8 protein-coding genes and 1 pseudogene are annotated in these 12,775 nt (G+C 57.9%); 3 read left to right on the top strand and 6 right to left on the bottom strand.

The genetic code is table 11. The annotated features are described in order from the left end of the window. Position 1: 1 nt before the first annotated feature. From AC33YF_RS05880 to AC33YF_RS05865, 4 genes are all read right to left on the bottom strand, one after another. Complete coding sequence (locus AC33YF_RS05880) at positions 2 to 961, bottom strand: alpha-E domain-containing protein (protein ID WP_491776269.1); 960 nt, start codon at positions 959 to 961, stop codon at positions 2 to 4. After that, positions 955 to 2,355 carry a circularly permuted type 2 ATP-grasp protein gene (locus AC33YF_RS05875; RefSeq protein ID WP_491776292.1) on the bottom strand — a complete coding sequence of 467 codons (1,401 nt, stop codon included), beginning with the start codon at positions 2,353 to 2,355 and terminating at the stop codon, positions 955 to 957. The genes AC33YF_RS05880 and AC33YF_RS05875 overlap by 7 nt, the downstream gene beginning before the upstream one ends. 210 nt (positions 2,356 to 2,565) lie before the next feature. Continuing rightward, on the bottom strand, positions 2,566 to 5,727 hold the full coding sequence (locus AC33YF_RS05870) for an efflux RND transporter permease subunit (protein WP_491776268.1): 3,162 nt from the start codon (positions 5,725 to 5,727) through the stop codon (positions 2,566 to 2,568). Further along, the gene (locus tag AC33YF_RS05865) at positions 5,724 to 7,052 is read right to left on the bottom strand and encodes an efflux RND transporter periplasmic adaptor subunit (RefSeq protein WP_491776267.1); all 1,329 of its coding nucleotides are present in this window, start codon (positions 7,050 to 7,052) and stop codon (positions 5,724 to 5,726) included. The genes AC33YF_RS05870 and AC33YF_RS05865 overlap by 4 nt, the downstream gene beginning before the upstream one ends. Positions 7,053 to 7,297: 245 nt before the next feature. On the opposite strand from AC33YF_RS05865, the gene AC33YF_RS05860 reads away from it, so the two are divergent. The 3 genes and pseudogenes from AC33YF_RS05860 (at position 7,298) to AC33YF_RS05850 (ending at position 10,128) form a co-directional block, all read left to right on the top strand. Further along, entirely contained in the window at positions 7,298 to 8,620 is a 1,323-nt protein-coding gene (locus AC33YF_RS05860) for a PQQ-dependent sugar dehydrogenase (RefSeq protein ID WP_491776266.1), read from the top strand. 54 nt (positions 8,621 to 8,674) lie between these two features. Then, on the top strand, positions 8,675 to 9,304 hold the full coding sequence (locus AC33YF_RS05855; RefSeq protein ID WP_491776265.1) for an SGNH/GDSL hydrolase family protein: 630 nt from the start codon (positions 8,675 to 8,677) through the stop codon (positions 9,302 to 9,304). 45 nt (positions 9,305 to 9,349) lie between these two features. After that, positions 9,350 to 10,128 (top strand): annotated as a pseudogene (locus AC33YF_RS05850) (SMP-30/gluconolactonase/LRE family protein). Positions 10,129 to 10,220: 92 nt separating this feature from the next. Here the strand turns inward: AC33YF_RS05850 and AC33YF_RS05845 are convergent. Next, positions 10,221 to 10,655: a hypothetical protein gene (locus AC33YF_RS05845; RefSeq protein ID WP_491776264.1), complete on the bottom strand. Its 435-nt coding sequence runs from the start codon at positions 10,653 to 10,655 to the stop codon at positions 10,221 to 10,223. Positions 10,656 to 10,798: 143 nt separating this feature from the next. Next, positions 10,799 to 12,775: efflux RND transporter permease subunit (locus AC33YF_RS05840; protein ID WP_491776263.1), on the bottom strand; the 1,977-nt coding region annotated here is incomplete at its 5' end.

Raw genomic sequence — 12,775 nt, 5'->3', positions numbered from 1 at the left:
CTTACACGGCCTCCGCTATCGCCAGTGGGGTCATGAGGAAGTCTTCTTGGATTTGCATTCCCAGGGCGTGGTTCTCCTCGATGAAGCGCGTAAGATACTCATGCAGCCCCTCGCGAAAGACCGCTTGAATTTGACCATAGCGAAGTTGTGCATGCGTTTGGCCCGCAAGCCTTCGGCATTCAAGCGGCTTCTCTTTCGCAAGCTCGTCCAAGGTTGCAAGAACGATGCTGTAGCAATGGTGCAGCGAGCGCGGCATGTCTTCCCGGAGAATCAAGAGCTCGGCCACGCGCCAAGGGTAGATCGAGTCATGGTAGATTCGCCGGTAGGCGCGGTAGGCGCCGACCGACCGAAGTAGTGCTGCCCACTGATAATAGTCGACATATCCGCCTACCTGCTCGGTATCTGGAAGCAGGACATGGTACTTCACATCCAGAATGCGGGCCGTGTTATCGGCTCGCTCAATGAAGGTCCCAAGGCGTAAGAAGCGAAACCCGTCGTCGTGGAGCATGGTACCGAACACCACGCCACGAAAGAGATGCGAACGTTCTTTGACCCAGTCGAAGAAGTCGCGAAACCCCCAACGGCGAACTTCGTCGAAATCGAAGCTTTGCATTTGCAGCCAAGTCGCGTTCAGCGTTTCCCAGGCCTCGCTCGAGATGGAAGCGCGTCGGGCACGGGCATTCTCGCGGGCATTTCGGATCAGGGAATAAATCGAACCGTTGTTCTCGGGATCGAGCGCGACATAGCGCACAGCATTCTCGAAGCTCAATTTGTCATAGTGGTCTTGAAATGTGCCGTCACCGGGCGCGATCGCCAAGATCGGTTGAAACTCGGCTTCGCGATCCATCGACGATGGAAGCATCGACATGCGAAAGCTGACCTCAAGCATGCGGGCCGTATTCTCAGCACGCTCCATGTTTCGCGCCATCCAATACAGATCCTCGGCGGTGCGGCTCAACATGCTCCCGGCTCCAGTACCCACGTATCCTTGGTTCCACCGCCTTGGCTGGAATTGACCACCAAAGATTTCTCGCGTAGCGCGACACGGGTTAGACCGCCAGGAATGACGCTGGTTTCGTCGCCAGATAGCACGAAGGGCCTGAGGTCCACATGGCGGGGCACCAAAGCGTCACCGCATAGGGTTGGAGCTGTCGACAGGGTGAGCGTAGGCTGAGCGATATAGTTCGAGGGGTTCTGTACAACCTTTGCCTTGTAGGCCTCTTGCTCCGCCTTCGTCGAGGCCGGCCCGATCAGCATCCCGTAGCCGCCAGAGCCTTGGACCTCTTTGACAACCAGGTTCTCTATATTTTGCAGAACATGTTGGCACTGCTTAGGGTCCCGCAGCATGTAGGTCTGCACATTGTTCAGAATTGCGTGTTCACCCAGGTAGAACTCGATCATACGCGGGACGTAGACGTACATAGCCTTGTCGTCCGCCACGCCGGTACCCAGAGCATTCGCCAAAGCAACATTGCCCGATCGCACCACGGACAAAAGGCCGGGAACGGCCAGCATCGATCCTGGATAAAAGGCAAGCGGGTCCATGAAGTCGTCGTCGAGGCGGCGATAGATCACATCGACGCGCACCGGACCCTCTGTTGTGCGCATCCAGACATAGCCGTCACGAACGAACAGATCGACACCCTCGACAAGATCGATGCCCATCTGCTCCGCTAAGAACACGTGCTCAAAGTAAGCGCTGTTATAGCGCCCTGGAGTGAGAAGAACGACGACAGGGTCCTCCGCCCCACTTGGCGCAACCGCGCGCAGGTTCTCCAGTAGACGCTCCGGATAATTCCCCACTGGCGAAACGGACTGGCCGTTAAACGCATCCGGGAATAATCGCATCATGATCTCTCGATTTTCGAGAAGGTAAGATACGCCGGAAGGCGTGCGAACGTTGTCCTCCAGAACGAAAAAGTCGCGCTCGCCTGTACGAACGAGATCGACACCGGCAACATGGGCGTAGACGTTCTTGGGAAGATCCACGCCGCACATTTCTGGTCGAAAGGCTGGGTTCTTGAAAACAAGCTCCGAGGGGATGAGCTCGGCCTTCAGAATTTCTTGGTCGTGATAAATGTCATACAGGAACATGTTGATTGCCTTGACGCGTTGAAGGCAACCGCGCTCGACCAGGTTCCATTCTGATTGGTGCAAGATACGGGGGATCAGATCAAAGGGGATTAGCCGCTCCGTCGATCCGCCTTCAGAATATACGGCGAAGGTAATGCCGAGCCGGCGAAAGAGCGCGTCGGCGGCCTCTTGCTTCGTCGCAAGAGACTCCATCGAAAGCCCGTCGAGGAATTTGGCGAGCTGCTTGTACGCAGGCCGCACGTTCCCGTGGGCATCTCTCATCTCGTTGAAAAATTTCTGATAATACTCGGCAGCGTCTGCGGGCACGTCCCCTGCCGATAGCGTGTCTGTATCTTGCGGCAAACCCAGCGGTCTCCATTAAGCGCTTACGAACGCCCATTCCTCTCGTCTGTATCCGCCCTGAGATATCGTTTGAAGCATCTTAATCTGATGCCGCTCACTTGAGCAACGACGGCGAGACTGCGCTCCGCTCTATTCGGCCGCCTCTGGCCTTCCGTCGCCCGGCGCTTTCCGAACCGCCGCGAATTTCCGAACGAGCACATAGAAGATTGGTGTGAAGATCAGTCCGAACGCCGTGACGCCCAGCATGCCCGAGAACACGGCGGTGCCCAAGGACTGGCGCATCTCGGCGCCGGCCCCTGTCGCGATCACAAGCGGCACGACGCCAAGAATAAAGGCCAAGGCCGTCATCAAAATCGGCCGCAGACGTACTCGGGCCGCTTCCACCACCGCATCAAAGCGGTTCTGCCCGTTCTCCTCGTTCTGTCGGGCGAACTCGACGATCAGGATCGCGTTCTTCGCAGCCAAGGCGATCAACACCACAAAACCGATCTGCCCCAAAATATTTACGGACATCCCGCGCAACAACAGGCCGCTGACCGCTGCCAGCAAACACATGGGCACGATCAAGATGACGGCGAGCGGCAAACCCCAACTCTCATACTGAGCGGCGAGCAGCAGGAACACGAACACGACCGCTGCGAGAAACACGAAGATCGCCGTGTCCCCAGCCTGCTTCTCCTGAAAGGCGAGTTCCGTCCACTGGTAGGCGTAGCCGTCGGGGAGGACTTCACCGGCGAGGCGTTCCATCGCCTGCAGTCCATCACCGCTGGAGAAACCCGGATTCGTTCCGCCTTGTACGGCAGCAGACGGGAAGAGGTTGAAACGCTCAACACGGTAAGGGCCGGTGATGTCATTGAATGCCGCGACAGACCCTAGCGGCACCATCTCACCTTGCGCGTTGCGCGCTTCGAGTTGGGCTATCGCATTGAGGTCTTGGCGATATTGTCCGTCTGCTTGGGCGGTCACCCGGTATGTGCGGCCGAGGAAGTTGAAATCGTTCACGTATTGTGAGCCGAGATAGATCTCGAGCGTCTCGAAGATATCGTCAGCATTCACGCCCAGCATTTCCGCGCGCACCCGATCGATATCTGCGTAAACGCTCGGTGTTCCTGTATTGAAGGTCGTGAAAACACGTGAGAGAACCCGATCCTGGTTCGCGGCTACCACGAGTTGTTGCGCGACATCGGCTAGCTGCGAAAGCGGCGCACCTTGCGTGTCCTGCACCTGCATCTTGAAGCCGCCGGTCGTGCCGATACCGCGGACGGGCGGCGGCGAGATACTCAAGATGAAGGCATCCTCGATGGAAGCGAACCCCTGATTGAGCGCACCAGATACCGCTGTTGCGTTAAGGCCTTTCTTCGCGCGTTCGGAGAATGGCTCAAGCGGGGTAAACACCACGGCTGAATTGGATGCCGTCGTGAACGTTGCACCATCAAGCCCCACGATCGGCACAGCGTGAGCCACCCCGGGCGTCTCTAGTGCAATCTTCGTAACTTTGAGAGCAACGTCGTTCGTTCGGGATAAGGCGGAGCCCGGTGGCAACTGAATGATGTTAATGAGATAACCAAGATCTTGATTCGGAATAAACCCTGTCGGAGCAGCACGAAACTGATAGACGGTCAGCCCAATCAGCCCAACGTAGATCGTCAGCATAACAGCTGAGATCCGGATCAGCCGGGCCGTCATCGCACCGTATTTTTCGGCGACCCAGTCAAAGCCCGCATTAAACCAGCCGAACCCGCGATGGACGATGCGCCCGAAGAGCCCCCTCTTTTCCTCTGCGTTTTGAGGTTTGAAGAGAATGGCGCAAAGCGCCGGGCTCAGCGTCAGCGAAACCAGCAGCGAAATCAACGTAGCCGTCGCGATTGTCACAGCGAATTGGCGGAAAAACTGGCCAAGAATGCCGCTCAGAAACACGGTTGGAATAAACACCGCGCAGACAACCAGCGTCATGGCGATCAGCGCTGTACCGACTTCGTCCATCGTACGGTATGCGGCCTCGCGCGGACTCAGTCCTTCGCGGATGTTTCGCTCGACATTTTCCACCACGACGATCGCGTCATCGACCACGATGCCGATCGCCAGCACCAAACCGAAGAGCGATAGGTTATTGAGTGAGTAACCGAGCGCCGAGAGCACGGCAAACGTCCCAATGAGCGAGATTGGGATCGCAACGATAGGGATCAGCGACGCGCGCCATGTCTGCAAGAATATGACGATCACCAGTACCACGAGGATCACGGCCTCGAGCATCGTCACCAAAACCGCTTCGATGGAGTCGGAGATGAAGACGGTGGGATTGTAGACGATGTCGTAACGCAGGCCGTTCGGGAAGGACTTGGAGAGCTCTTCCATCGTCTCTTCGACTTCCGTGGCTGTCGCGAGCGCGTTGGAGCCCGGGCGCTGAAAAATGCCCATCGGGATTGCAACGCGTCCATCGAGATAGCCATTGCGATTGTAGTCGGCCGCACCTAGTTCGACCCGCGCGATATCGCGCACGCGAACCACGCGCCCCTCGCCATCGGACTTCACGATGATATTGCCGAAGTCTTCCGGTGTTTTGAGACGCCCTTGCGTTTCAACATTGAGTTGGAAGGCGCCTGGTTGCGGAACGGGCGGTTGATTTATCACCCCGGCCGCCACCTGGACGTTTTGTCCACGAAGTGCGGTGAGCACGTCGCCAGCAGTCAAGTTCCGCGCGGAGAGCTTGTCGGGATCGAGCCAAATCCGCATCGAGTAGTCGCGCGCACCGAAGATCGTGACGTTGCCCACGCCGTCGATACGAGACAAGACGTCCTTAACGTGCAGCGTCGCATAGTTTGAAATGTACAGCAGGTCACGGCTGTCGTCCGGCGAGCTCAGATGGATGACCATCATGAGATCCGGCGATTGCTTTCTGACCTGCACACCGAGCGACCGCACTTCTTCGGGAAGCCGCGGTGTTGCAATCGCCACGCGGTTCTGTACGAGCACTTGCGCCGTATCGAGGTCCGTACCGAGCTTAAACGTCACTGTCAGCGCCATTGAGCCGTCGCCCGTCGACTGAGACGTCATGTAGATCATGTCGTCGACGCCATTCACCTCCTGCTCGATAGGTGTAGCGACGGTGTTCGCGACAATTTCTGCGGAGGCGCCCGGATACTGCGCAGTCACCTGTATGGAAGGCGGTGCGATCTCGGGATACTGCGCGACAGGCAGGTTGAAATAGGCCACGCCACCGACGAGCGTGATGATGATCGAAATGACAGCTGCAAAAATAGGCCGGTCGATGAAGAAGTGCGACGTCTTCATCGTTGAGCCGCGGCCTGTTGACCCAGAGGCTGTATCTCGCCGGGTTGCGGCGTCACCTTTTGCCCAGGCCGCGCCCTCAAAAGTCCGTTGATGATGACCTTATCTTTCTCAGTAATACCGTCGCGGACAATACGCAAACCGCCATCTGTGACCGCGCCGAGCTCAACAGGTTTAGGCACCACGGTTCCATCGTCGGCCACAGTGAAGAGAAGTTTCGTCGACTGATCTGTCACGACGGCTGCGTCGGGCACGAGCATCGTAGGTTTCTCTTGCGACATCGGCACACGGACCCGGCCGAACTGACCAGGCGTGATAAACAGATCCTTGTTGGGGAATGAAGCGCGCACACGGATCGTGCCGGTTGTGCGATCATATTGATTGTCAACAAAATCGATGGTGCCTTTCAGCGGCCAATCCGTCTCGTCGATCAGCTGACCTTGCACGGCAATGTCGGCGGTCCGCGCCGACTCAAGCTCGCCCTTCTGAATAAGCCGCTTATACGTCATCGCATCGCCTTCGCTGACATTGAATGTCAGCCAGATCGGATCAAGCGATACAACCGTCGTCAGGAGCGTCGTCTCCGGCGCGCCGGTTCCGCCCACAATGAGATTGCCGACGCTCACTTCGTGACGCCCTACCCGGCCGGACACCGGCGCAAGCACCCGCGTGTAATCGAGATTGAGTTGCGCCTGGTCGACATCCGCGCGAGCCTTGTTCAAGGAGGCCGTGGCATCCTTGACCTCCGCTGCGCGTTCATCGAACGCTTGCGCCGACGCAAAATCCTTCTTGCGCAATTCGGCGGTGCGCTCCAGCTGCACTTTAGCAAGCTCGAGCTGAGCTTCTGCCTGCGCGACATCCGCCTTCGCTGACTCCAATGCAATCTCGAACGGTCGTGGTTCGATGACAAAGAGAAGGTCGCCCTTCTTCACTAATTGTCCGTCATCGAAATTGACCGACTCCAAATAGCCGCTTACGCGCGCGCGAATTTCGACGGACTCCTCTGCCTCAAACTGACCCGTAAAGTCATTCCATTCTTGAATCGTTTCCACGAGGGGCGTGGACACGGTGACGGGTGGCGCAGCGGGAGGTGCACTCGGGGCCATTGCTTGCTGTGGCCCTTGTTGCCCGGACAGATACCAGTAAGCCATGCCTGCAAAGGCCAGCACCGCTAGGAGGATATAGAGGAACCTGCCGCCGTGCCCTGAGGTCGCCGGGGCGGGCACCGGGTCAGACGGCGGCGTGGCGTGGGAGGATTTGGGCTCCGATCCTTTACCGCCTTTCGACTTCGCTACCTGTTGCTTGGCGCTGTCGTTTCTCTGCTGCATTCTGTTTGTCCGAGGAGAATAGCCGCCGCTGCGGGCGCGGTTTCAGACGCACGCGGTATCACACTATCTCAATACCTCAATGAACTGCATGGGCCCATAGGCGGAATGGCCGCATTGTCATGGCAAAGCAACCGAAAAACCATACATCCAAAGCGCTTAAGTTGCATTTCACACCAATTTGACTGGCTGACTACGATCACGGCCAAGAACCGGCCAACGTCGCGGAGCCGAAGGATTCGTCCCGAATGCATAGCCATTTAATCGCACGTGCGTTTGCTGTCCTCATTTGCCTAGGACTCGCCGGCTGCGGAGAAGAGGCCACCCTCCCTGTTTCCGCGGGCACGGGCCCTAATCCCGAGCTGCCGCTTCCCGTTCAGACTACGTTTCCAACAGTGGTGCTCGCGAAAGCGACAGGGTGGCCGAACGACGAGACTCCTCAGGCGGCGGACGGCTTGAGCGTGAATGCGTTCGCTACGGACCTGGATCATCCTCGTATGCTGTACGTCCTACCCAATGGCGACGTACTCGTTGCCGAGGCGGCAGCTCCACCGCAACCTGGCTTGTCGCAAGGGATCATGGGCCGCCTCATGAAGCTCGGTATGTGGTGGGCCGGAGCAGGCGTTGAGAGTCCTAATCGAATCACGCTCTTGCGTGACGCAGACGGAGACGGCATCGCCGAGACGCGCACGGCGTTTCTCTCGGGACTGAATTCGCCGTTTGGCATGGCGCTGATCGACGACGACTTCTATGTGGCGAATACGGACGGCGTCGTCCGCTTCCCGTACCGTCTTGGTGAGACAACGATCTCGGCCACAGGCGAGGCTGTTGCCGATCTTCCAGCCGGCCCTGTGAACATCCACTGGGTCAAGAACATCCTCGCGAGTGCCGATGGCCGCAAGCTCTACGCTTCCGTTGGCTCCAACAGCAATATCGGCGAGCGCGGTTTTGAAACGGAAGACGGACGCGCCGCCATACACGAAATCGACCTTGGAAGCGGCGCATCGAGAATCTATGCGTCGGGTTTGCGCAATCCCGTTGGCATGGACATACAGCCCGACAGCGGCCGCCTGTGGACCGTTGTCAACGAACGGGACGAACTTGGCAGCGATCTCGTGCCCGACTACATGACGTCCGTCCAAGAGAACGGCTTTTACGGCTGGCCCTATAGTTATTTTGGCGACCACGTCGACACGCGGGTCGAGCCACAGAGACCTGACCTTGTGGCAAAGTCGATCGTACCCGACTACGCCCTAGGTCCGCACACCGCGTCGCTCGGCCTTGCATTCTACAGGGGCAACCTTTTTCCCGAACGCTATAAGGGTGGCGCTTTTATAGGACAGCACGGCTCGTGGAACCGCAGGCCTCCTAGCGGCTACAAGGTCATCTTCGTGACCTTCGAGGACGGCGAGCCGTCCGGAATGCCGGAGACCATCCTCACCGGTTTTCTCAGCGCGGACGGGCAGGCGTATGGGCGGCCCGTCGGCGTCGCCGAAGATCGCACCGGTGCGCTTCTTGTTGCCGATGATGTGGGGAACACTGTCTGGCGCGTCGTGCCGACCGCGCAATGACGCTAGACTGTAGCGAGACAATAGAACGATGCGGACGGACCAAGGAGAGACTGCGTGACAAAAACTATTTTGTGCTTCGGCGACTCGCTTACCTGGGGCTACAACCCTTCGGATGGCACCCGTTATCCGCCGGAGGACCGCTGGCCACGCGCGCTTGAAAGCGCGCTAAAGGGTCGTGCCGACGTCATCGAGGAAGCCCTGAACGGCAGGACAATCGCAACTGAGGACTTCTCGCGACCCTGTCGTGACGGGCTGGCAATGCTGCCGCCCCTGCTTGAGGCTCATACCCCTATCGATATTGTTGTTGTCATGCTGGGCACCAACGACAGCGCGCCCTGCTACGGCCTGACGGCGGGCCGAATTGCCGTGAGCAGTATGGACATGGTCCGCGCTGTTATAACGAGCCAAGCTGGACCGGGGGCAACGGCGCCTAGGATGGTGTTGGTTGCGCCACCGCCTTTGGGATCGCTGAACGCGGATATGGCTCTTATGTATTCCGGCGGGCAAGGGACCTCTCGAGGCCTTGCAGCGGCCTACCGGACCGTCGCCAACCATTTCGGCATTACCTACCTCGATGCGGGTGAGATTGTTAAGGTCAGCTCCATCGACGGCGTTCACCTCGACCCCGACGCGCAACGCGCGCTTGGTGTCGCCGTAAGCAAGCTCGTCGATCCTTTGTTGTAGACCTTTGCCATTGGAATTCGAGCGGCGCTTGAAGAGAGGTCTGAGATGCCAGTCGAAGGAGCGAGCGAGTTCACGGCGTTTCTAGACGGTTTTCGGAAAGTCCTCGGCAAGGGTTTCAAACGCTTCTTCTTGATCGAGACGAATGCGCATGAGGGGCCTGTATACGTGGCGGGCGAGCACGCGCTCTACTTCACCACCGCGCCAGAACCAGGCCCCAAAAACATCGCCATCATGCGTCTTGCCCTGAACGGCAAGCGTTTCCCATTCCGGCCTGGAAAACTCGAAGTCGTACGGAGCCCTTCGAACATGGCGAACGGAATGTCTCTTGATCGACGGGGCCGTCTCTTGATCTGCGAACAGGGCCGGCTTGATGAGCGGGCTCGCATTAGTCGCATAAATCTCAAGACACGAGCTCTTGAGACCATCGTCGATGCCTGGCGCGGGCTCCCGTTCAATTCGCCAAATGACGTCGTGGAGAGGTCGGACGGGACAATCTGGTTCACGGACCCCAATTACGGTGAACTCCAAGGCTTCAAACCAGCCGCCAAGATCGGCGCCTATGTGGAGACAGGCTCTTTGCAACGATTTCGCCAGGATACCCCGATGGCATCAAGGTCGACACGAAGGGCAGAGTTTACTCGTCATCTGCCACGGGCGTTCAAGTCTTCTCGCCCTATGCCGACCTATTCGGAGAGCTAGCAGCCCCTGGTGTTTATAGCTTCACGTTTGGTGGGCCAGAAAACGATGTCTTGTTCATCCTAGGGGGCACGCGAATCTGGCAAGCTAACCTTAAAGCGCGAGGCGTACGCCCCGCACTCACATAATGATCAGCTGAGAGGATTAGGCCCCGCCCTATTCGCGCGCTAAGCGTTGACCAGCTTGGACAAACGCAAACGAACTTCGGGCCGCGGACTTTCTATCGCCGGGTAAGTGTGACCTGGCCTTCGCCCCGTGGGCTCTTGAAGGTCACTGTTTGCGTTTCACCCTCAATAACAACACGGACGCGACCGCTCACGTCGTATTGAGGCAGATTGAAGCTCCCAGTGAAAACACCAGGGCGCACTTCCAATAATTCCCCGGTTTGCTTCATCTTCTTTGATGTGGATGCACACTGCGCCTGTACGTCATAAACCTTGGCAGCTTCTTGCTTATAGCTGACGCGGCATCGCACCTTTTCGGTCGGTCCCTCAGTCTGGGTGACCGTCCCCTCGCCGCTCCATTCGCCCGCGAGGACGGCGGCCGATGCAGCATTGTTCGGCGCAATTATCATGAGAGGCGCGACAAGCGCCATACCCCCGAGGACGCGGACACTGCCCTCAGCAAACTTCCGACTTTCTGTTATCGAACCCATATGCCGAAGCCGGTTCACCATCGCTAACATACAAACCTCCACTGAGTGGTCATTCGGCATGGTGGCTCCAGACGTTCATCCCGCCGTTACCGCCTTAATACGCCATTTGTTTACAGGATTACATCTCTTACGCAGCAAATGCTCTAATGGACCACCGTCTTTGAAGGACGGCCTTCCAAAATCGCAATTGTCGCCGGGAGTATCACTAAGTTCGCTAACAGGGCTGTGGCAAGCAGGATCATCGCTACTTCACCGAAAAGGCGCAAATTGGGCAATTGGCTGAACAGCGTCGCCGCAAATCCGGAGACAAGAACGACCGTTCCAACCGCGAGCACCGGCCCGATCGTGGTGATTGTCTCCTCCAGCGCCGGAATGACCTCTCGGCCCTGCGAACGCATCAAACCGTAATAGTTTAGAATATGGATCGAATTGTCGACGGCGATACCGAACCCGATCGTGAAGGCGACGACACTCGTGAACTGCAGCCCAAGCCCGGACAGATAGAGGAAGCCTCCTACGACCACGATCGGGAGAAGATTGGGCAGAATGCAATACAGACCAGCGCGCAGCGACCGAAACACGAGCCCGACAAGCATGATATTCAGCGCAATGGCCAGCAAAAGGCTCTTGTTCAACTGGGCAATCATCTCGTAGCTGGCCTTTGCAGATAGAACCGAGAGGCTCGTCGCGGTGAATGTCACCTCGGGATAGGCGCGCTGTAACTGCGCAAGTTCGCGATCCAGCTGATTGACCACCGGAAGCAAGTCGGCGGCGTCTGTACCAGGAAAGTACCCCGTAACGAGCGTTGAGTTGTTATCGATTGAGAGCACTCTCTCAATGAGAGGCGCGTCAGCGTCGCGAAGAAGATCAAAAAACTCGTCGTCAGTCATCTCGCCGGCGACCGCCCAGCTCTGAATGCTGTAGAGTGACGTAACGCTGCGCACCAATGGTAAGTCCGCGACGATGGCGTCGACCTTCTTCACCAGTTCGGCGCTTTCGGGCGTATCGATCTGCATGCCGGGCGGCATCTGTATGTGGACAAAGATGTCCTCGGATCCTGCGAGCCGGTCGTCGATCGCATTCATGGCGAGATGCGCGGGACTGCGCTCCGGCAAATACTCACGGTACTGATAACGGGGACTGATCTGGGCGTAGAAGACACCGGCCACGAGAAGGAGTGCAAGGCCGCACGCAAGAACAAGCCGGGGTCGCTCCATCGTGAAATGAGCCACTTTGTGGCAAAAATGGCTCGCTGCACTGAATGCGAAGTCAATCTTTTGGCTGGGCGATTTCTTCGGTTTCGCACGGCTTAGAAGCAGATAGGCCAAGGATGGAACAACCGTGATCGTAACGATGTAGGCGATCGCTGTGCCGATCGCCGCCGTAAAGCCGAAGCCAGCGACAATTTTCAGCGGGACAAGGGTTAGCGAGAATAAGGCAATGGCCGTCGTCAGCGACGCCAGCACGCAGGCTGGCCCGATCTCAAGGACGGCGCGCGACACAGCCTCGTAGACCTCTGTACCTTTGTTGAGTTCGCGCCTGACCTTGAACAATAAGTGCAGGGAACTTGCGACAACGAGCACGATGACCAAACCCGGCACGACACCGCTCATGACATCGACCTCGACGCCCCGCAGGCCCGTTATGCCCGCAATCCAAATCACCGCGATCACAGCGGGAGTCGCGGAGATGCATACGTATGTGATGCTGTGAAAGAAAAGCCATGAGATCAGTAGGACGATCAGGAATCCGACCGAAATAAATGTCAGCTGGTCGGACATGAGCGACGACACAATCTCTAAGCGCAAGAACGAGAGCCCCGAGTACTGGACCGTCATGTCGGTCTCTTGAAGCATGCTTTCAGTGACGTCACGCAATTCGCCGGCTACGACGCGCAAGTCGTCGATGTCGGGGTACGGCTCCATCGCGATCACGAAAAGCGTCGTTTTGCCGTCGTCGGACAGCAGCTTTCCCGCCACTAGGGGGTGTGAGAGGATCGCTTCATTGACGGCCTCTAAATCGTTCTGCGTCAGCTTAGGGGGGAACACCGGCTTGGCGCCGCCCGCATCGTCCGGCGGATGACGCGCCGAGAACATCGACACGACATCCTGGACGCCGTT

The sequence above is a fragment of the Methyloceanibacter sp. genome (assembly GCF_058506495.1).
Note: the sequence above shows the minus strand (reverse complement) of the source record. Positions and strands in the feature narration are given on the sequence as shown.

Excerpts from the sequence above, each read along its gene's own strand:
- AC33YF_RS05845 (WP_491776264.1), bottom strand. The coding sequence starts at position 10,655 with ATGGGTTCGATAACAGAAAGTCGGAAGTTTGCTGAGGGCAGTGTCCGC.
- AC33YF_RS05870 (WP_491776268.1), bottom strand. The coding sequence starts at position 5,727 with ATGAAGACGTCGCACTTCTTCATCGACCGGCCTATTTTTGCAGCTGTC.
- AC33YF_RS05860 (WP_491776266.1), top strand. The coding sequence starts at position 7,298 with ATGCATAGCCATTTAATCGCACGTGCGTTTGCTGTCCTCATTTGCCTA.
- AC33YF_RS05865 (WP_491776267.1), bottom strand. The coding sequence starts at position 7,052 with ATGCAGCAGAGAAACGACAGCGCCAAGCAACAGGTAGCGAAGTCGAAA.
- AC33YF_RS05880 (WP_491776269.1), bottom strand. The coding sequence starts at position 961 with ATGTTGAGCCGCACCGCCGAGGATCTGTATTGGATGGCGCGAAACATG.
- AC33YF_RS05875 (WP_491776292.1), bottom strand. The coding sequence starts at position 2,355 with ATGAGAGATGCCCACGGGAACGTGCGGCCTGCGTACAAGCAGCTCGCC.